The organism is Tsukamurella pseudospumae, assembly GCF_001575195.1.
In the GTDB taxonomy this organism is placed as follows: Bacteria; Actinomycetota; Actinomycetes; order Mycobacteriales; family Mycobacteriaceae; genus Tsukamurella; species Tsukamurella pseudospumae.
Map to the genome: position 1 here is coordinate 1,111,301 of NZ_LSRF01000058.1, position 19,909 is coordinate 1,131,209.

Annotated in this window: 16 protein-coding genes and 1 tRNA gene; 10 read left to right on the forward strand and 7 right to left on the reverse strand. The window is 71.5% G+C overall.

Annotation, left to right across the window (positions count from 1 at the left end):
* Nucleotides 1-45 precede the first annotated feature (45 nt).
* Both AXK60_RS24040 and AXK60_RS24045 read right to left on the reverse strand, forming a co-directional pair.
* A complete protein-coding gene (locus tag AXK60_RS24040; protein ID WP_068575037.1) occupies nucleotides 46-684 on the reverse strand; it encodes an HAD-IA family hydrolase in 639 nt (212 codons plus the stop codon).
* An 82-nt stretch (nucleotides 685-766) separates the two neighbouring features.
* Nucleotides 767-1,774, reverse strand: coding sequence for an alpha-hydroxy-acid oxidizing protein (locus tag AXK60_RS24045; RefSeq protein WP_068575038.1), 1,008 nt, complete (start codon nucleotides 1,772-1,774; stop codon nucleotides 767-769).
* 193 nt (nucleotides 1,775-1,967) lie between these two features.
* Here AXK60_RS24045 and fdnG point away from each other — a divergent pair, with 193 nt between their 5' ends.
* The 3 genes from fdnG to nrfD are packed head-to-tail and all read left to right on the forward strand — an operon-like array spanning nucleotide 1,968 to nucleotide 7,356.
* Nucleotides 1,968-5,189, forward strand: coding sequence for a formate dehydrogenase-N subunit alpha (gene fdnG / locus AXK60_RS24055; protein ID WP_244881163.1), 3,222 nt, complete (start codon nucleotides 1,968-1,970; stop codon nucleotides 5,187-5,189).
* A 31-nt stretch (nucleotides 5,190-5,220) separates the two neighbouring features.
* Nucleotides 5,221-6,258, forward strand: coding sequence for a 4Fe-4S dicluster domain-containing protein (locus AXK60_RS24060; protein ID WP_068575040.1), 1,038 nt, complete (start codon nucleotides 5,221-5,223; stop codon nucleotides 6,256-6,258).
* A complete protein-coding gene (gene nrfD, locus AXK60_RS24065) occupies nucleotides 6,259-7,356 on the forward strand; it encodes an NrfD/PsrC family molybdoenzyme membrane anchor subunit (protein ID WP_068575041.1) in 1,098 nt (365 codons plus the stop codon). It begins immediately after the preceding gene.
* Here the strand turns inward: nrfD and selD are convergent.
* Nucleotides 7,346-8,341: a selenide, water dikinase SelD gene (gene selD / locus AXK60_RS24070; RefSeq protein WP_068575042.1), complete on the reverse strand. Its 996-nt coding sequence runs from the start codon at nucleotides 8,339-8,341 to the stop codon at nucleotides 7,346-7,348. The two genes, nrfD and selD, sit on opposite strands and share 11 nt — an antisense overlap.
* 62 nt (nucleotides 8,342-8,403) lie before the next feature.
* Between selD and AXK60_RS24075 the strand changes: the two genes are divergently transcribed.
* The 4 genes from AXK60_RS24075 (at nucleotide 8,404) to AXK60_RS24090 (ending at nucleotide 11,934) form a co-directional block, all read left to right on the forward strand.
* A tRNA-Sec gene (locus tag AXK60_RS24075) sits at nucleotides 8,404-8,499 on the forward strand.
* Between the two features lie 33 nt (nucleotides 8,500-8,532).
* Complete coding sequence (selA, locus tag AXK60_RS24080) at nucleotides 8,533-9,828, forward strand: L-seryl-tRNA(Sec) selenium transferase (protein WP_068575043.1); 1,296 nt, start codon at nucleotides 8,533-8,535, stop codon at nucleotides 9,826-9,828.
* Nucleotides 9,816-11,597: a selenocysteine-specific translation elongation factor gene (selB, locus tag AXK60_RS24085; protein WP_197466895.1), complete on the forward strand. Its 1,782-nt coding sequence runs from the start codon at nucleotides 9,816-9,818 to the stop codon at nucleotides 11,595-11,597. Before selA ends, selB begins: the two co-directional genes overlap by 13 nt.
* 130 nt (nucleotides 11,598-11,727) lie before the next feature.
* The gene (locus AXK60_RS24090) at nucleotides 11,728-11,934 is read left to right on the forward strand and encodes a hypothetical protein (RefSeq protein ID WP_068575045.1); all 207 of its coding nucleotides are present in this window, start codon (nucleotides 11,728-11,730) and stop codon (nucleotides 11,932-11,934) included.
* A 4-nt stretch (nucleotides 11,935-11,938) separates the two neighbouring features.
* Here the strand turns inward: AXK60_RS24090 and AXK60_RS24095 are convergent, their stop codons facing one another.
* The 3 genes from AXK60_RS24095 to AXK60_RS24105 form a co-directional block, all read right to left on the reverse strand.
* Nucleotides 11,939-12,934 (reverse strand): ArsR/SmtB family transcription factor, encoded by a 996-nt coding sequence (locus AXK60_RS24095; protein ID WP_068575046.1) that lies wholly within the window; start codon nucleotides 12,932-12,934, stop codon nucleotides 11,939-11,941.
* Between the two features lie 81 nt (nucleotides 12,935-13,015).
* Nucleotides 13,016-13,498, reverse strand: a complete 483-nt coding sequence (locus AXK60_RS24100; RefSeq protein WP_068575047.1) for a carboxymuconolactone decarboxylase family protein — start codon at nucleotides 13,496-13,498, stop codon at nucleotides 13,016-13,018.
* 72 nt (nucleotides 13,499-13,570) lie between these two features.
* The gene (locus AXK60_RS24105) at nucleotides 13,571-14,737 is read right to left on the reverse strand and encodes an FAD-dependent oxidoreductase (RefSeq protein ID WP_068575048.1); all 1,167 of its coding nucleotides are present in this window, start codon (nucleotides 14,735-14,737) and stop codon (nucleotides 13,571-13,573) included.
* Nucleotides 14,738-14,819: 82 nt separating this feature from the next.
* On the opposite strand from AXK60_RS24105, the gene AXK60_RS27465 reads away from it, so the two are divergent.
* Nucleotides 14,820-15,380, forward strand: a complete 561-nt coding sequence (locus AXK60_RS27465) for a TetR/AcrR family transcriptional regulator (RefSeq protein WP_068575049.1) — start codon at nucleotides 14,820-14,822, stop codon at nucleotides 15,378-15,380.
* A gap of 55 nt (nucleotides 15,381-15,435) precedes the next feature.
* Here AXK60_RS27465 and AXK60_RS24115 read toward each other — a convergent pair whose 3' ends face one another.
* The gene (locus tag AXK60_RS24115) at nucleotides 15,436-17,109 is read right to left on the reverse strand and encodes an AMP-binding protein (protein WP_425315234.1); all 1,674 of its coding nucleotides are present in this window, start codon (nucleotides 17,107-17,109) and stop codon (nucleotides 15,436-15,438) included.
* A 98-nt stretch (nucleotides 17,110-17,207) separates the two neighbouring features.
* On the opposite strand from AXK60_RS24115, the gene AXK60_RS24120 reads away from it, so the two are divergent.
* Together AXK60_RS24120 and AXK60_RS24125 are read left to right on the forward strand one after the other, a co-directional pair.
* The gene (locus AXK60_RS24120) at nucleotides 17,208-18,731 is read left to right on the forward strand and encodes a CoA-acylating methylmalonate-semialdehyde dehydrogenase (RefSeq protein ID WP_068575051.1); all 1,524 of its coding nucleotides are present in this window, start codon (nucleotides 17,208-17,210) and stop codon (nucleotides 18,729-18,731) included.
* 9 nt (nucleotides 18,732-18,740) lie between these two features.
* On the forward strand, nucleotides 18,741-19,904 hold the full coding sequence (locus AXK60_RS24125; RefSeq protein ID WP_280512894.1) for an acyl-CoA dehydrogenase family protein: 1,164 nt from the start codon (nucleotides 18,741-18,743) through the stop codon (nucleotides 19,902-19,904).
* Nucleotides 19,905-19,909 lie beyond the last annotated feature (5 nt).

A 19,909-nucleotide genomic window follows, 5' to 3' on the forward strand; every position in this document is an offset into this window, starting at 1 on the left:
TGTCGCCGGGGCGCCCGACCGTCTCACCCTTGCCGACGGTGCCGGTCAGGCCGTCAGGTGGATGCCCTCGTCGTCGACGGTGACCGTCACCCCCGTCAGGTCGTCGACCTGGACGTCGGGGGAGAACCGGGCCGCGCCCGGACCGACGCCGACGACGCGCATCCCCGCGGCCCGCGCCGCGGCGATCCCCGCCTCGGAGTCCTCGAAGACGATGCAGTCGGCGGGAGCGACGCCGAGGAGTTCCGCGCCGCGGAGGAAACCCTCGGGGTCGGGCTTGCTGGCGCGCACGTCCTCCGCGGTCACCCGTACGGCCGGCAGCGGCAGCCCCGCAGCGCCCATGCGCGCCGTCGACAGCGCGACGTCCGCGGAGGTGACCAGCGCGTGCGGGGCACCGTCGAGCGCGGACAGGAAGGCGGCGGCCCCACCGATGGGGAGGATGCCGTCGGTGTCGGCCGTCTCCTCCGCGAGGAGGACGCGGTTCTCGGCGAGGTTGACCTCCATCGGCCGGTCGGGGAGCAGGGCGGCCATCGTCGCGTGGCCCTGCCGGCCGTGCGCCACCTCGAGCACCTCGGCGGGGTTCAGCCCATTGCCCAGGGCCCACCGGCTCCAGCACCGTTCGACCACGGCGCGCGAGTCGACGAGCGTGCCGTCCATGTCCAGCAGCAGTGCGCGACCGGTGAGCATGCGATTCCTCCTCGAGTGGACTACCGCCGTCAACCCTACGGTCCGGCGGTGCCAGACAGGCCGTGTCCGCGGCCCCGGCCGGTCAGCGTTCGACGACCAGGTCCCGGGTCAGCTCCGCGATCCGCGTCGCCCCGGCGAGCCCCATGGCGTGCCGCAGTTCCTCCCAGAGCCCCGACAGCATCGCGCCGACGCCGTCCGCTCCGCCGTCGGCGAGGGCCCACAGCGCCGGCCGGCCCACGAACACCGCGTCCGCGCCCAGGGCGAGCGCAGCAAGGGCGTCGAGGCCGCACCGGACGTCGCCGTCGACCAGAACGGGCACGGCGCCACGGACAGCGCCGGCGACCTCCGGGAGGGCGTGCGCCGGCGGCACCGTCCGGCCCAGCTGCCGGCCGCCGTGATCGCTCACCCAGATCCCCGCCGCGCCCGCATCGATGCAGTGCAGGGCCTCGTCGGGCCGCAGCACGCCCTTGACGATCACCGGCAGTCCGGTGAGGTCGCCGAGCCGGCGGATGTCGCCGAGCACGGCGCCGGCGTCCTGCTCGATCTCCGCCCACGGATCCGACCCGGGCCGCACGTGCTGGGCGACGTTGACCAGCGCCAGCCGATCATCGAGCGGCGGCAGCCCGCGTCCCCCGGAGCGGCCCACGTACGGGGTGTCGCCGGTGAGGACGAGGGCCGTGGCGCCCGCCGCTGCGGCCCGCTGGACCAGGGCGTCGGTGATGCCGCGGTCGCGCATCAGGTACACCTGCTGCCACCAGGGTCCGGCGGCCGTCGCGCCGACCTCCTCGATCCGGGTGGTCGCGCGCATCGACAGGACGAAGGGCGAACCGCAGGCCGCCGCGGCGCGGGCGACCGCGGTCTCGCCGTCCGGGTGGACGAGGCGGTGGAAGGCCGTCGGCGCGATGCCGATGGGGGAGCGCCACTCGCCGAAGAGGGGCGTCGTCGTGTCGACGGTCCGCACGTCGCGGAGCACCCGGGGCGCGAACCGCCAGCGCTCCCAGGCCGACTCGCCGATGCTTGCCCCGCGCATCAGGTAGGCCCACACGTCGGGGGGAAGCAGCCGCTCCGCGCGCTGTGCGAGCTCGATCATGTGCGGTGGACTCCCTGACTCGTGGCGCGTTCCCCGTGCGGGACCTTCACGATCTCACAGGTCGTCGGGGAGGGACTCTGTGAATCCACGGCTGAGGTCGACTGGAGGCCGGATCCGACCTCCCGTGCGCCTCGGGCGTGGATTCACGGAGGAAGGTCCGCGCCACCCCCGCGGCAGGACTAGGCTCGTGGGCATGACGAGGTTCAGCCCCCTCGAATGGCCCGTGGTGCGGCAGCTCCGCTCAGGGGACGTGTTCGGCCGCGGCCCGGCCGTCGAGTCCCCGCGTACCCGAGCGCTCGAGCCGCGCACGAAGACCGCCGATCGGGTGGTGCAGAGCGTGTGCCCGTTCTGTGCCGTCGGTTGTGGCCAGAAGGTCTACGTCAAAGACGAGAAGGTCATCCAGATCGAGGGCGATCCGGATTCGCCGATCTCGCGCGGGCGGCTCTGCCCCAAGGGTTCGTCCAGCGAGCAGCTGGTCAACAACCCGTTGCGGCAGACCAAGATCCGCTACCGCGCACCCCACGCCACCGAATGGCAGGACCTCGACCGGGACACGGCTATCGACATGATCGCCGACCGGTTCGTCGAGGCGCGGCGGCACGGCTGGCAGGACTTCGACGAGCACGGTCGCCCGCTGCGGCGCACCATGGGCATCGCCTCGCTCGGCGGCGCGACGCTCGACAATGAGGAGAACTACCTCATCAAGAAGCTGTTCACCGCTGCGGGCGCCATCCAGATCGAGAACCAGGCCCGCATATGACACTCCGCCACGGTTCCCGGTCTGGGAGCCTCGTTCGGGCGCGGCGGCGCCACCCAGTCCCTGCAGGACATGGCCAACGCGGATTGCATCGTGCTCATGGGCGGAAACATGGCCGAGGCGCACCCCGTCGGATTCCAGTGGGTCTCTGAGGCGAAGGCGCGCGGCGCGCGGGTGATCCACGTCGATCCCCGCTTCACGCGGACCTCCGCCGTTGCGGACCGGCACGTGCCGATCCGTGCGGGCTCGGACATCGTGCTGCTCGGCGGGCTCATCAACCACGTGCTGAGCACCGAGAAGTACTTCCACGACTACGCGGTCGCGTACACGAACGCGTCCGAGATGGTCGGCGAGGACTTCCGCGACACGGAGGATCTCCACGGCCTGTTCTCCGGGTTCGACCCGGAGACGGGCACCTACGACCCGTCCACGTGGCGGTTCGTGGCGGGTCGCGATGAGACGCTGCAGGATCCGCGCACCGTCTTCCAGGTGTTGCGCCGGCACTACTCCCGGTACACCCCGGAGGTGGTGGCCGACATGTGCGGCGTCTCGGAGGCCGAGTTCCGCTACCTCGCGGACGCGATCACGAGCAACTCCGGTCGTGAGCGCACGACCTGCTTCGGGTACGCCACGGGCTGGACGCAGCACACGATGGGCGCGCAGTTCATCCGCACCGCGGCCATCCTGCAGCTGCTGCTGGGCAATGTCGGGCGCCCGGGCAGCGGCATCATGGCGCTGCGCGGGCACGCCAGCATCCAGGGCTCCACCGACATTCCGACGCTGTTCAACCTGCTGCCGGGCTATCTGCCGATGCCCTCGGTCGGCAAGCACGACACTCTGGCCGACTACATCGCATCGGTCCGGCCGGAGACGGGCAAGGGGTACTGGCAGTACGCCGACACCTACATGATCAGCCTGCTCAAGGCCTGGTGGGGCGATGCGGCCACGGCCGAGAACGACTGGGCCTACGGCTATCTGCCGATGCTCAACGGGCCGGCGGGCACGTACCAGACCGCCGTCGACATGCTCGACGGGAAGGTCGACGGGTACTTCGTGCTCGGCCAGAACCCCGCCGTGGGCTCCGCGAACGGGCGGCAGCAGCGCATGGGCATGGCGAAGCTCAAGTGGATGGTGGTCCGCGATCTGAACATGATCGAGACCGCGACGTGGTGGAAGGACGGGCCGGAGATCGAGTCCGGCGAACTCCGTACCGAGGACATCGGCACCGAGGTCTTCTTCATGCCCGCGGCCACGCACGTCGAGAAGGCGGGCTCGTTCACGCAGACCCAGCGGATGGTGCAGTGGCGGCACCAGGCCGTGCAGCCGCCCGGGCAGGCGCAGAGCGAGCTCGACTTCTTCTACGAGCTCGGCGTCCGGATCCGCGAGCGGCTCGCCGGTTCGACCGACGACCGTGACCGCCCGTTGCTGGACCTCACCTGGGACTACCCGATGGACGAGCACGGCAATCCGGATCCCGAGGCGGTGCTCTCGGAGATCAACGGCCGCTTCGTCTCCGGACCTGACGCGGGGCGCAACCTCACGTCGTACTCCCAGCTGAAGGCCGACGGTTCGACCATCGCGGGCTGTTGGATCTACACGGGCGTCTACGCGGAGGGCAGCAACCACGCAGCCCGGCGGGTGCCCCAGGGCGGAAGTGGGATCACCCAATCCGAGTGGGGCTGGGTGTGGCCCGCGGACCGTCGGATGCTCTACAACCGGGCCTCGGCCGACCCGCAGGGCCGGCCCTGGAGCGAGCGCAAGAGGTACATGTGGTGGGACGAGGCAGCGGGCCGCTGGACCGGGCCCGACGTGCCCGACTTCCCCGCGACCCTCGCGCCCGGCACGGTGCCCGAGCCCGGGGCCACGGGGGCCGACGCCCTCGCGGGCGACGACCCGTTCATCATGCAGGCGGACGGCAAGGGCTGGTTGTTCGCGCCGACGGGGCTGGTCGACGGTCCGCTGCCGACGCACTACGAGGCGCAGGAATCGCCGGTGCGCAACGCGATCTACCCGCAGCAGCAGGCGCCTGCGCGCGTGATGTTCCCGCGCGAGGACAACCTCGACGCGCCGAGTGCGGGCGACCCCGGGGCGGACGTGTACCCGTACGTGTTCACCACCTACCGGCTCACGGAACACCACACCGCCGGCGGCATGAGCCGGTGGTCGCCCTACCTGGCGGAGCTGCAGCCCGAGATGTTCTGCGAGGTCTCGCCGGGGCTGGCCGCGGAGTGCGGACTGGAGAACGAGGGGTGGGCCACGATCGTCTCGCCGCGTGCCGCGATCGAGTGCCGGGTGCTGGTCACCGAGCGGATGCGCCCGCTCGTCGTGGGCGGCCGGACGGTGCATCAAGTGGGACTGCCGTACCACTGGGGCGTGGGCTCCGACGCCGTGGTGACGGGCGACGCCGCGAACGACCTGATCGGCGTCACGTTGGACCCGAACACCCAGATCCAGGAGTCGAAGGTGGGTTCCTGCACCGTGATCGCGGGCCGCCGGCCACGCGGCGCGGCGCTCGAGGATCTGGTGCAGAGCTACCGGGACCGGGCGGGGGTCACCGTCGACACCGACAACGTGCGCCTGACCGACCCACGGCCCGAGGACATCTTCCCCGACCCGGAGCGAGACGATCCCGAGCAGGAGGGGTTCACTCGATGGTGACGAGCACACGACGACGAGGAGGTGGCAGGCGATGGGACAGCTGACCGGCCCCACCGACCCGAGTGTCGACGCACACTGGCACGTGCACGAGGCCCGGCGTGGCTTCTTCACCGACACGTCGATCTGCATCGGCTGCAAGGCCTGTGAGGTCGCGTGCAAGGAGTGGAACCGCAATCCGCGCGACGGTGACCTCGAGCTCACGGGCATGTCGTACGACAACACCGTCGCGCTCGGAGCCAGCACCTGGCGGCACGTGGCCTTCATCGAGCAGGACCGCGAGAGCATCGAGCGCGCCCGCGAATCCGGCCGGGAGCTGGTCGGTCTGGGCATGCCCGCGATCCGCGACACCGCCCCGGTGAGGGGGGAGGCGTCGGCGGGCGAAGCGATGCCGGCGTGGGGCGAGGCCGACGTGACGCCGCCCGACACCCCCGAGTTCCGCTGGCTCATGTCCTCCGACGTGTGCAAGCACTGCACCCACGCCGGCTGTCTCGACGTGTGCCCCACCGGCGCGATGATGCGCACCGAGTTCGGCACCGTCGTGGTGCAGAACGACATCTGCAACGGCTGCGGCACCTGTGTCGCGGGCTGCCCGTTCGGGGTGGTCGAGCGGCGCAGCGACGGCACCGTCGCCCCGACCACACGGGAGGGTCATCGCAAGGGCGAGCAGCCGCCCGTCGACAACCGTGGGATCGCGCAGAAGTGCACGCTCTGCTACGACCGGCTCCGTGACGACGAGACGCCGGCGTGCGCCAAGACCTGCCCCACCACGTCGATCAAGTTCGGCGAGCGCGAGGCGATGGTGGCCACGGCCCGCGAGCGCGTCGCGCAGCTGCACGCGCAGGGCATGACCGAGGCCCGCCTGTACGGCGCCAACGAGAACGACGGGGTCGGCGGCACCGGCTCGGTGTTCCTGCTGCTCGACGAGCCCGAGGTCTACGGCCTCCCGCCCGACCCGCGGGTCTGCACCGCCGACCTGATGACGATGTACAAGCGCGCCGGCACCGCCGCCGCGGGGATGATCGCGGCCGCCGCGGTCTCGTTCCTGTCGGCGCGGAAGCGGGGCCGGTAGATGACGAGCTCGGAGTTCGACCAGTTCCGTCCGCCCCGGCCCGAGCGGAGGGGTAAGCGCGGCGACGGCTCCCGCAAGCCCGGGAAGTCCAGGCGTCCCGATGATCTCATGGTTCCCGAGGCGGTCATCGAGCACGTCGACGGCTACTACGGCCACCCGATCGTGAAGCCGCCGCCGTGGGAGGCGCCCGTCGGCGCCTACCTCTTCCTCGGTGGCGTGGCAGGCGGCTCGGGGCTGCTCGCCGCGGGCGCGCAGCTGTCCGGCTACCCGGTGCTGCGCCGCAACGCCCGCCTCGCGGGACTCGGTGCCGCCGGCGTGGGCGCGCTCGCGCTGGTCGCGGATCTCGGCCGCCCCGAACGCTTCCTGCACATGATGCGCACCTTCAAGGTGACCTCGCCGATGAGCGTGGGCTCGTGGATCCTCTCCGGGTACAGCGGCCTGATCGGCGTGGCCGCCGTGGCGGAAGTGGACCGGATCCTCGGCGAGCGCCTTCCGCTCGGCCCGCTGCGGAAGGTCCTGCGGTTCGCGGAGGCGCCCGCGGGCCTGGGCGCCGCGGTGTTCGCGACGCCGCTCGCGGCGTACACGGCGGTGCTCCTGGCGGACACGGCGATGCCCACCTGGAACGCGGCGTACAAGGACCTGCCCTTCGTCTTCGTCAGCTCGGCGAGCCTCGCCGCGAGCGGTCTGGCGCTGATCGTCACACCCGCGGAGGAGGCCGCGCCGGCGCGGAACTTCGCCGTGCTCGGCGTGATCGGCGACGTGGCCGCGACCCGGATCATGGAGTCCCGCATGGACCCTGTCGCCGCGGAGCCGCTGCACCACGGCACGCCCGGGAAGCTGATGCGGTGGGCCGAGCGGCTCGCGGTCGCCGGGGGCGTGGGCGCGCTGCTCACGGGCGGTCGCCGAGGAGTGGTTCGACGGTGCCTCGCCGCCCTGTCCGGCGGCGCGCTCCTCGCGGCGTCCGCATGCACCCGCTTCGGTGTCTTCGAGGCGGGCCTGGAGTCCGCGAAGGACCCGCGCTACACGATCGAGCCGCAGAAGCGGCGCCTCGCCGCCCGCCGCGCGGCGGGGGAGACCGGGGACTCGATCACCGGATGACGATGCGCCCCGGCGCATCCGGCGCGGCGACGGTCCGCCCGATCACCGGATAGCCGGGCACCTCGCCCACCACGAGCAGGCCGCCCGAGGTCTGCGCGTCGGCGAGGAAGAGCAGATCGTCCTCGCTCGCGCCGTCCACCTGCAGCTGCGGCGCGACCCAATCGAGGTTGCGCCGGGTGCCGCCGGAGACGAACCCGTCCCGCAGGGCCTCGCGGGCACCGTCGACCAGCGGGACCGCGGCGGCGTCGATCTCGGCCCCGATGCCCGAGGCGCGGCACATCTTGAACAGGTGGCCGAGCAGACCGAACCCGGTGACATCGGTGGCGGCGCGCGCCCCCGCGGCGAGTGCGGCGGCGGCTGCGTCTCGGTTGAGCGTGGTCATGGTCGCGATGGCGGCCTCGAAGACCTCGCCCGTGCGCTTGTGCCGGTTGTTGAGCAGTCCGACACCGATCGGCTTGGTCAGTGTGAGTGGCAGGCCGGCGGCGGCGGAGTCGTTGCGGAGCAGTCGGTCCGGGTGCGCGACACCGGTCACGGCCATGCCGTACTTGGGTTCGGGATCGTCGATGCTGTGTCCGCCGATCACCGGGCACGCGGCCTCCTGCGCCACGGCCAGGCCGCCGCGCAGCACCTCGGTCATGAGCTCCATCGGCAGCTGCTCGCGGGGCCAACCGACGAGATTGATGGCCATCACCGGCCGACCGCCCATCGCGTAGACGTCCGAGAGGGCGTTGGCGGCGGCGATCCGTCCCCAGTCGAAGGCGCTGTCCACCACGGGGGTGAAGAAATCCGCGGTCGAGAGCACGGCCAGATCGTCGGAGAGCCGGACCGCCGCGGCGTCGTCACCGTCGTCCAACCCGACCAGGACGTCGGGCGCGACCTGTCCCGTCAGTCCCCGCACCGCGTCCTCGAGCTCACCCGGCGGAATCTTGCAGGCGCAACCGCCGCCGTGCGCGAAGGACGTGAGCCGGGCGAGGTCTGCGGTCATGTCACCACGCTAGCGCGCCCACCGGACCCCGGAGGTGGGCATCGGGGTCTATGTTGGTCGGCGGAGGTGTCCGGGTTCCTGGTGGGCCCCCCGGTCTTCAAAACCGGTGAGGTCGAGTATCTCGGCCTGGCGGGTTCGATTCCCGTCCACCTCCGCCAACGTCCGACAGACGGACGAGCAGAGGAGGGCGAATGACGGATCCCCGCAGGCGGATTCCCCGCACCGATCGTCTGCTCGCCGAGCCCGTTCTCGTCGCGGCGGCCGCGCGGCTGGGCGAGCGCCGTGTCCGCGCCGCGATCACGCAGGCCCAGGACGCGGCGCGCCGGGGCGACCTGGCGCCCGAGGAGGTCGCCGCCGCCGTCGACCGCGAGCTCGCCGCGACGGCACCGTCGTCGCTGCGCCCGGTGCTCAACGTGACCGGCGTCGTGGTGCACACCAACCTCGGCCGCGCCCCGCTCTCGGCGGCCGCTGTTGCTGCGCTGGTGGACGCCGCCGGCTACGTCGACGTGGAACTCGATCTCGCGACCGGCGCGCGGAGCAAGCGCGGCGTCGCGGCCCGGGGGGCGCTGCTCGCGGCGTGCCCCGCCGCGGAGGAGGCCCTCGTGGTCAACAACGGGGCGGCGGCACTCGTGCTCGCGACCACCGCGCTCGCCGCGGGCCGCGAGGTGGTGATCAGCCGCGGTGAGCTCATCGAGATCGGCGCGGGCTTCCGCCTGCCGGATCTCATCGCCTCCACCGGCGCCCGGCTGCGGGAGGTGGGCACCACGAACCGCACGCACGCCGGCGATTACGCCGACGCGATCGGCCCCGACACCGGATGCGTCCTCAAGGTGCACCCTAGCAACTTCCGCGTCGAGGGCTTCACCGCCGAGGTCGGCCTCTCCGAACTCCGCGAGGTGTGCGGCGACGTCCCGCTCGTCATGGACCTGGGCAGCGGCCTGCTCGCCGCGGATCCCGCGTTGCCGGGCGAGCCCGACGCCGCGTCCGCGCTCGCCGCGGGCGCCGACCTGGTGACCGCGAGCGGCGACAAACTCCTCGGCGGCCCGCAGGCAGGAATCCTCCTAGGCCGTGCCGATCTCGTGCAGCGCCTCGCGCGGCACCCGCTCGCCCGCGCGGTCCGCGCCGACAAACTGGTGCTCGCGGCGCTGGAGGCCACCGTGGGCGGGCCGCAGGCGCCGGTGATCGCGTACCTGCACGCCGATCCCGACGGACTGCGCCGCCGCGCTGAGCGACTCGCCGGACGGGTCGGCGGCACCGTCGTCCCACACGACGGCAGGGTCGGTGGCGGAGGCGCGCCGGGAGTCCCGTTGCCGGGCTGGGCGGTCCGGCTGCCGGAGGCGCTCGCGGCGCCGCTCCGCACCGGTGATCCCGCCGTGCTGCCGCGTGTCACCGACGGGGCCTGCCTGATCGACCTGCGATGCGTGCCGGAGGACTCCGATGCGGCCGTTGCCGATGCCGTTCAGCGGGCGCTGGCGTGTACGTCGTAGCCACCGCGGGGCACGTCGATCACGGCAAGTCCACGCTCGTTCGCGCGCTCACGGGGATCGAACCCGACCGCTGGGCGGAGGAGCAACGGCGCGGACTGACCATCGACCTCGGATTCGCCTGGACCGCACTGCCGTCCGGGCAGGAGACGGCCTTCGTCGACGTGCCCGGGCACGAGCGCTTCCTCGGGAACATGCTCGCCGGACTCGGGCCGGTTCCGGTCGTCTGCTTCGTGGTCGCCGCCGACGAGGGGTGGAGCGCGCAGTCCGACGACCACCGGGACGCCGTGGCGGCCCTGGGCATCCGACACGGACTGGTCGTGATCACCAAGGCCGACCGCGCCCCCGACCGCGTCGACGCGGTGCGTGAGCAGGCGCGGGCGCGGCTCGCCGGCACCGGGCTCGCGGACGCGCCGACCGTCGCGGTCTCGGCGGTCACGGGGGAGGGCCTCGACGTGCTGCGCTCAGCGCTCGACGGTGTCCTCGCGGGCGTTCCCACGCCTGATCCCGCGGCCCGTGTGCGGATCTGGATCGACCGGGCGTTCAGCGTCGTGGGTGCGGGCACCGTCGTCACCGGCACGCTCGCCGCGGGCACGGTGCGGGTGGGAGACGATTTCGAGCTTGCGGGCACGGGTGGGAGCCGCCGCGTCGCGGTGCGTGGCCTGCAGCGCCACGGTGCGACTCGGGACGAGGTCGGCCCGGTCTCGCGCATCGCGGTCAACCTTCGCGGCGTCGCGGTCGAGGACATCAGCCGGGGGGACGCACTGCTCGCGCCGGGTCTGTGGCCGGTGACGGACGTCGTGGACGTGCGGCTCGCGCTCACGGACGCCGAGGCGCGCGTCCCGGAATGGCTCACCGTCCACGCCGGTACCGCCGCCGTCCCCGCCCGGGTACGGCCCTTCGACGGGGAGCACGCGCGCCTGACGCTGGCCCGGCCCCTGCCGCTGGTGCTCGGTGACACGGTGGTCCTCCGCGACCCGGGCGCCAAGCGGATCGTCGGGGGCGCGACGGTGCTCGACGCGGATCCGCCCGCGCTGCTCCGGCGCGGCGACGGTGCGCGCCGCGCGGGTGCCCTCGCCGGCAGGGGCTCCGACGGGGACCTGCTCGCCGAGGTGGCCCGCCGCGGCGCGGTCCGGCGCGACCGCCTCGTCGACCTGGGCTACGGCACGGAGGTCCCGGACGGTGTGCGGGTGGCCGGGGACTGGTGGATCCACGAGGCGGCCCTCGATGCGTGGCAGGCGCGGCTGCGCGGGGCGGTGGCGGACCTGCACGAGCGGGATCCGCTCGCGGCCGGCCTATCGCTCGGTGCGGCGCGGGAGGCGCTCGCGCTGCCGGACCCGTCGCTGCTGCCGACGGTGCTCGACGGTGCCGGGCTGGAGAACGAAGCCGGCCGGCTCGCGTTGCCCGGGCACCGCGCCGACCTGGGCCCCGCCGAGCGGGCCGTCGCGGAGGTCGAGCGCCGGCTCACGGCGTCCCCCTTCGTCGCGCCCGAGGCCGACGACCTGGCGGCCCTGCGGCTCGGAGCTCGGGAGCTCGCCGCGGCTGAGCGCGCGGGCCGCCTGCTCCGGATCGCCGACGGGGTGGTGTTGTCGCCGCGCGCGCCCGCGCTGGCGATGCGGGAGTTGGCGGGGCTGCCGCAGCCCTTCACGACCTCGGAGGCGCGACGGGCGCTCGGTACCAGCCGACGGGTCGCGGTCCCGTTGCTCGAGCACCTCGACGCGAAGGGCTGGACCCGCCGGATCGATGCGGGGCACCGCGAAGTCGCCCGCTGACCGCGCGAACTGGGCTTTCGTCCGCGAACGCCGATTCGAGATGTGTTCCAGCACACAGTGTCCGCGGTCACACTTTAGCTCATCACTTAAAGAATGGCGTCCCTCCCGCGCATCGCGGAGAGTATTGGTCATGACCAACTACCGTGACTTCAAGAGCCTCACCGCCGATCCCACCGCCGGCACCGTCTACGCCCGCCTCGCGGATGTCCACGAGGACGCCGCGCTACCGACCGCCGCGCCCCGCTCCGGATTCTCCGCCGCCGGGATCCGCGCCGCACTGCAGCGTTTCGTGTCGGCCAACCCCGAGTACACCGGCCCCGCCGCACTCCGCTTCTGATCGATCAGGGGCGGTGGCCGCGCGCCAACCGCTCACCGTCGGGTGTCCTGCGATAGAGCACCTCGCGCCCGCTCCGGGCCCGGTCGATGAGGCCGTTCTCGTAGAGCACGCGCAGGCTCTGGGACACCGCCGACGGCGAGATCTCCAGGCGCCGTGCCAGTTCGCTGACCGCCACCGGCTCGACGAGTGCGTGCAGCACATCGGCTTTCGCTCCGCCGATCAGGCGTCGCAGCGCCCCGGGCGGTACTACCCGCGTCGACTCCGTGAGAGTCGCGCTGCCGCGCGCCGGGTAACCGACGTGCGGCGCCGCCGTCTCGGGGGAGTAGGCACTCACCAGGCGGGTGACGAAGACGCTCGGCATCAGCGTCAGACCCCTTCCGGCCGCTGCGAATTCACCCTCCTCGCCGACGTACGCCGTGTCCAGCCGCAGTCGGCCGTCGCGGTCCCACTCGAGTTGAGGGGCGAGTGAGTCGAACAACTGGGTCGGCCCACCCATCGCGAGTTCTCGGCCGCGGAACGTGATGTCCGCCTCGAGGATCCGGTTCACCACCGCCCACACCGGGGCGATCGCCACGCGGTGGTAGCGCTCCATCGCACCCGCGATCCGGGGCCCCGCGCGCTCACCGTCGTCCAGGAGCCGCTTGAGCGGGGGCGACGGCTCACCACCCTCGCGAAGCTGGTCCAGTTGAGCGTGAATCAGCTCGGGATCGGTCGTCGCGATCGCCGTGAGGCCGTCGTCGAGCGAGGGCCGCGTGACGCCCGGCCTGGGAAGCGGGGTCAGGAAGTCCGGGATCGCCGGGCCCGGCGCGATCAGCGCGCTGATCAGCCGGTGGTCGTAGCGATCGCGTTGCGCCTGTGCGTTGTCCTGCCACCGCTGCAGATGCGCCGGCGTGCTGATCGTCCCGTTCAGGTGGAACAGGCTCAGCGCGGTCTCGGTCATCGGAGCGAGCACGAAGCGCACGTCCGACAGATCGCGGACGTCGAGCACGTAGGTCAACATGAGACCGCCAGTGTATTCGTGACCTGCGAAGATCGTGGCCCGATCGGACCGTTCCCTCGGCCGGCCACGAATCGCCGCGCGTCAGTTCGCGGAGCCGTCACCATCCACGAAGTACGGCGTCTGGCCCTGTGCCAGCTTCCATCGAGTCCAGACGTGCATGTTCACGACGACCGCCGCGACATCCTTGATCTGGTCGATCGTGAAGTGCTGTGTCATCGCCTCGTGGAAGTCGTGGAATTCGTCCACGTTCGGCAGGGTCAGGGCGTCGCAGTACCGCAGGGCGGTCTTCTCCGGCTCGGTGAACAGGTCGGAGATCGGGTACGCGGTCAGGTCATCGATCTTGGCCTGCGGGATCTCGCGATCCCGGGCGGACTCGCCGTGCAGGACCGCGCAGAACGCGCAGCGATTCACCTGGGCCACGCGGAGACGCAGCAACTGGGCCAACTGCGGGTCGATCGAGAGATCGGCGGTGTAGCCGACGGCCTGCGCGAGCGGGACCGCGAGTTCGTTGAACGGGTGTCCCTCGGGATCGAAGCGGATGTTCTTGAACGCGACCTCGGGCATCGGATTCTCCTTCGTGTGACGGGAACCCTTCCACGCTATTTGCGATCGCCTCGGCGGGCAACGGACCTGTTCTTACCGTTCCATGACGCGATGCAGCCCACGCATCAGCAGCCCGCCGACGACCGGAGCCGTCAACGCGCGAATCATCAGGTCCTGCACGTGGACGTGGAACCGACTCGGGGGAGCGAACCTGGCCATGCCCGCGCGAGCCTGCCGCTGCCGGGTACGGACTTCCTCGCGCAGCCCGGTTTCCCACTCCCGCGCAGCGTCGCTGAGCTCGCCGGGGTGGTCGAGGAGGGCGGCGCCCAACCGGTCGGCCCCGGCCAGGGCGAGCCCCGCGCCGTGGCCGGCGAACAGGGAGACGCACCACGCGGCGTCGCCGAGCAGCACGACGCGGCCGCGCGACCACGCGTCCATCACCACCTGGCTGACGGAGTCGACGTACGCGTCGTCGGTGTCGGCGCTCCAGCGCGCCGCCTCGTGCACGGGGCCGGAGAGGTCTCCGAAATGTTCCGCCAGGGCTTCGACGGGGCCGCGTGGCGTTTCGTCGGTCCGGTACGTGAAGAAGGCCGACGGTGCGCCGCCCCGCGGCCGGAACACCGCCGCGGTCCGGCCGACGTCGATGAAGGTGCTCGCTGTCTGCTCCGGGAGCCCCTCGGGCGCCGCCTCCATGGGGAACGCGATTACCGCGTGGCCGAGGTCGCGGACGTACTGGGCCTTGGGTCCGAAGACCAGCTCGCGGACCCCCGAGTGCAGCCCGTCCGCACCGATCAGCAGGTCCGCTTCGTGCTCGCTGCCGTCGCTGAGCGTGACCTGGAGGGGGCCGGCGGCACCGTCGGTCACCGCGGTGACCGACGTGCCGAACCGGACCTCGGCGGCACCGCCGAGCGCCTCGAACAGGACCGCCTCGAGGTCCCCGCGGAACACCGTCAGCGCCCGCGATCCGAGGGACTGTTCGGCGAGCGCGGCGGGCATCGTCGTCTTGGTGGAGCCGTCGGCGCGGACGAGGAGCGAGGTGAAGATCCCCTGGTCGCGCTCGCGCAGTGCGGGGACGAGGCCGAGCGCGTCCGCTGCGTCGAAGCCCGGGCCGAGGAGGTTCACCAGGTAGCCGCCGGTGCGGCGTTCGGCGGCGCGCTCCACGACGAGCACCCGGTGCCCATCGCGCTGCAGCCGCAGTGCCGCAGCGAGTCCGGCGATCCCGGCCCCCGCGATGACGATGCGCAGTTCGTGGTCGGCCATGCGTCCTCCTGGTTTGAGCAAGTGTTCAAACCAGTATGAGCGACTGTTCACCATCGATGCAAGGTGGGCTAGGATCGGTGCCGTGCCCAGGGGAATCGCGATCGACGGTGCCCGGCAGCGCCTGTTCGAGGCCGCCGAAGCGGTGATCCTGCGTGCCGGCGTGGACGGGCTCACGGGTCGCGCGGTCACGGTGCAGGCCGGCGTCGCGACCGGACTCCTGCACGCGCACTTCGGCGACTTCGAGGGCTTCCTCGCCGCCTATGCGGTCGATCGCAGCTTCCTGCTCGGCACGGAGGCGGGGAACGCCGTCGGCGGCACGGGGGATGTCGCGGAGGAAGTGTGTTCGGCGTTGGCGGGGCTGCCGCAGCCCCCGGCCACGGCCCTGGCTCGGCTGCTCGCCGCGCGGCCGGGGCTGCGCGGCGCCGCGGCCGAGGTCCTCGGCGACGATGCCGCCGGGTTCGAGGGGGTCACCGCTGTGGTGGCGAACCTTCTGGTCATGGGCTCGATCCGCCCCGGCGTCGACGCCGGGGCGATGGCCTACGGCATCGTCGGCGCGGCGCTGCGGGCCTGGTGCGCAGGTGATTCCGAGGCTCGATGGCGGTCCGCGGTCGCCGCGATGCTCGCCCCCGCGTCCAGGCGCTGAACGAGTGCGGCGGCGACCCGGAATCCGGATCGCCGCCGCAGCGGGAGTGCTCTCGTCAGGACTCGCGGAACTCCGCGGAGGTCAGGCCCTGCTCCTCGGCCTTGCGCAGCTCCACCCGGCGGATCTTGCCGCTGATCGTCTTCGGGAGATCGGCGAAGGCGATACGGCGCACGCGCTTGTAGGGCGCGAGGTGCTCACGGCTGTAATCGAAGATCGACCGCGCGGTCGTCTCGTCGGGGGAGAAGCCCTCGGCGAGCACGATGTACGCCTTCGGTACCGCGAGGCGCAGCTCGTCGGGCGCGGGGACGACGGCGGCCTCGGCCACCGCGTCATGCTCCAGGAGAACGGATTCCAGCTCGAACGGGCTGATCTTGTAGTCGCTGGACTTGAAGACGTCGTCGGTGCGGCCGACGTAGGTCAGGTAGCCCTCCGCATCTCTCGAGGCCACGTCGCCGGTGTGGTAGACGCCGCCGTCCATCACCTTGGCCGTCTTCTCGGGATCGCCGTGGTAGCCGACCATGAGGCCGAGTGGCCGCGGGTCCAGGCGCAGGCAGATCTCGCCCTCGTCGACCCCCTGCTCGCCGGTCGCGGGGTCGACGAGCACCACGTCGTAGCCCGGGCACGGGCGCCCCATCGAGCCGTCCTTGAGGGGCTGTCCCGGCGTGTTCGCGACCTGCACCGTGGTCTCAGTCTGGCCGAAGCCGTCGCGGATCGTGACGCCCCACGCGTCGCGCACCCGGGAGATCACCTCGGGGTTGAGCGGCTCGCCCGCGCCGACGACGACGCGCGGCGGCGTCGTCAGCGCGCTGAGGTCGGCCTGGATCAGCATGCGCCACACCGTGGGCGGTGCGCAGAAGCTGGTGACGCCCGCCCGCTCCATCTGCCCCATCAGAGCGGCGGCGTCGAACCGGTTGTAGTTGTAGATGAAGACGCAGGCCTGCGCGATCCACGGCGTGAAGACATTGCTCCACGCGTGCTTCGCCCAGCCGGGCGAGCTGACGTTGAGGTGCACGTCGCCGGGGCGCAGCCCGATCCAGTACATCGTCGACAGGTGACCCACGGGGTAGCTCGCGTGGGTGTGCTCGACCAGCTTGGGGGCGCTGGTGGTTCCGGAGGTGAAGTAGAGCAGCAGGGTGTCGTCCGCGTGCGTGACGTGCGAGGGGGTGAAGTCCGACGGTGCCGTGTACGCCGCGGCGAAGGCCTCCCAGTCCGGCACGGGATCGCCGACGGCGATCCGGGTGACCTGCGCCTCCGCGGGGACGCGCTCGGCGAGCTCGCTCCGGACGATGACGTGCTTGGCGCCGCCGCGCGCGATGCGGTCCGCGATGTCGCCCTCGGCGAGCAGCGTGGTCGCGGGGATGACGACGGCGCCGAGCTTGATCGCGGCGAGCATGATGTCCCACAGCTCGACCTGGTTGCTGAGCATCAGCAGGATCCGGTCGCCCGGCTGCACGCCCCGCTCGCGGAGCCAGTTCGCGACGCGATTGCTGCGGGCGCTCATCTCGGCGTAGCTGAACTTCGACTCGGAGCCGTCCTCTTCGACGATCCAGAGCGCGGGGGAGTCGTTGTTCTCGGCCACGGCGTCGAACCAGTCGAGGGCGAAGTTCCACTCGTCGAGCTGGGGCCAGGCGAACCGCTCCCGGGCGGCGTCGTAGTCGTCGGCGAGCTCGACCAGCAGGTCGCGCGCGGCGAGGAAGTCTCGATACCCCTGTGTGCTAGCCACTTTCAGATCCTCCGGTTGATTACTTGGATATCCAAGTATATAGTGATGGGCAACACATCGCGCAAGGGATTCGCGATGGACCTCGATCGAGAGAAGGACACACCATGGCTGACGTGCGCACCATTCCGCATTTCATCGACGGTCGCCGGGTGGAGGGCACCGGCCGCACCGCCGATGTCTTCGACCCGAGCACGGGGCGGGTCCAGGCGACGGTTCCGCTGGCGAGTACCGCCGAGGTCGACGATGTGGTGGCCCGCGCGAAGAAGGCGCAGGTCCAGTGGGCCGCGTTCAACCCGCAGCGCCGCGCCCGCGTGTTCATGAAGTTCATCGAGCTGGTCAACCAGAACGTCGATGAGCTGGCCTCGCTGCTCTCCAGTGAGCACGGCAAGACCGTCGCGGACGCCAAGGGCGACATCCAGCGCGGCATCGAGGTCATCGAATTCTCGATCGGCATCCCGCACCTGCTCAAGGGCGAGTACACCGAGGGCGCCGGTACCGGCATCGACGTCTACTCGATGCGTCAGCCGCTCGGCGTCGTCGCCGGGATCACGCCCTTCAACTTCCCGGCCATGATCCCGCTGTGGAAGGCGGGTCCCGCGCTGGCCTGCGGCAACGCGTTCATCCTCAAGCCCTCCGAGCGCGACCCCTCCGTGCCGGTGCGCCTGGCCGAGCTGTTCGTCGAGGCGGGCCTGCCCGAGGGCGTGTTCCAGGTCGTCCACGGCGACAAGGAGTCGGTCGACGCGCTGCTGAACAACCCGGACGTGAAGGCCGTCGGGTTCGTCGGCAGCTCGGACATCGCGCAGTACATCTACGAGACCTGCGCCAAGAACGGCAAGCGCAGCCAGGCTTTCGGCGGCGCCAAGAACCACATGGTGATCCTCCCGGACGCCGACCTGGACCAGGCCGTCGACGCACTCATCGGTGCCGGCTACGGCTCGGCCGGCGAGCGGTGCATGGCGATCTCCGTCGCCGTCCCGGTCGGCGAGGACACGGCGAACCGTCTCCGTGAGCGCCTCGTCGAGCGCGTGCAGCAGCTGCGCGTGGGCCACAGTCACGACCCCAAGGCCGACTACGGGCCGCTGATCACCCCGGCCGCGGTCGAGCGCACCAAGAACTACATCCAGCAGGGTGTGGACGCCGGAGCCGAGATCGTCATCGACGGGCGGGAGCGCACCAGCGACGAGCTGACCTTCGGCGATGCCGATCTCTCGGGCGGAAACTACCTCGGCCCGACGCTGTTCGACCACGTCACCAAGGACATGTCGATCTACACCGACGAGATCTTCGGCCCCGTGCTCTGCATCGTCCGTGCGAACAACTACGAGGAGGCCCTCGCGCTGCCCACCGAGCACGAGTACGGCAACGGCGTGGCGATCTTCACCCGTGACGGCGACGCCGCCCGCAACTTCGTCTCGCGCGTCGAGGTCGGCATGGTCGGCGTGAACGTGCCGATCCCGGTGCCGGTGGCGTACCACACCTTCGGCGGCTGGAAGCGGTCCGGCTTCGGCGACCTGAACCAGCACGGCCCGCACTCGATCCTGTTCTACACCAAGACCAAGACGGTGACCTCGCGCTGGCCCTCGGGCATCAAGGACGGTGCCGAGTTCTCCATCCCGACGATGCACTAGGAGCTGTACGTGCCTTACCCGATTCTGACGGGCGACGACCTCGCCATCGTCGAGATGGCGCGCGACTTCTCCCGCAAGCGCCTCGCGCCCTACGCCCTCGAATGGGACGCCACCAAGCACTTCCCGGTGGAGGAGATGAAGGAGGCGGGCAGCCTCGGCATGGCCGCCATCTACACCCGCGAGGACGTGGGCGGGTCCGGCCTGCGCCGGCTCGACGGCGTCCGCATCTTCGAGGAGCTCGCCAAGGGCGACCCGGTGACCGCGGCGTTCGTCTCCATTCACAACATGTGCACGTGGATGGTCGACACCTACGGCTCCGAGGAGCAGCGGCAGGAGTGGATCCCCAAGCTCGCGCCGATGGACGTCATGGCCAGCTACTGCCTCACCGAGCCGGGCGCCGGTTCGGACGCGGCGTCGCTGTCCACCAAGGCCGACCGTGACGGCGATGACTTCGTGCTCAACGGCACGAAACAGTTCATCTCCGGCGGCGGCGCCTCCGACCTGTACGTGGTCATGGCGCGTAGCGAGGGCGAGGGCGCCCGCGGCATCTCGACCTTCCTGGTGGACAAGGGAACCCCGGGCCTGTCCTTCGGGCCGCCCGAGGTGAAGATGGGTTGGCACAGCCAGCCCACCACGCAGGTGATCTTCGAGAACGTGCGGATCCCCGCATCGCGCATGCTCGGCGGGACCGACGGTGCCGGCAAGGGCTTCGGCATCGCCATGAACGGCCTCAACGGCGGCCGCCTCAACATCGCGGCGTGCTCGCTGGGCGGTGCGCAGGCCGCGTACGACCTCGCGCTGCGTTACATGACCGAGCGGGAGACCTTCGGTCGCAAGCTGATCGACGAGCCGACCATCCGGTTCGCGCTCGCCGACATGGCCACCTCGCTCGAGGCCTCCCGCCTGATCCTGTGGCGCGCGGCCACGGCGCTCGACGAGAACGACCCCGACAAGGTCGAGCTCTGTGCCATGGCCAAGAAGTTCGTCACCGAGACCTGCTTCCAGGTCGCCGACCAGGCGCTGCAGTTGCACGGCGGATACGGCTACCTGCACGAGACCGGCGTCGAGAAGATCGTCCGCGACCTGCGGGTGAACCGGATCCTCGAGGGCACCAACGAGATCATGCGGATGGTGATCGGCCGCGCCGAAGCCGCCCGCATCCAGGGCAAGTAGGGAAG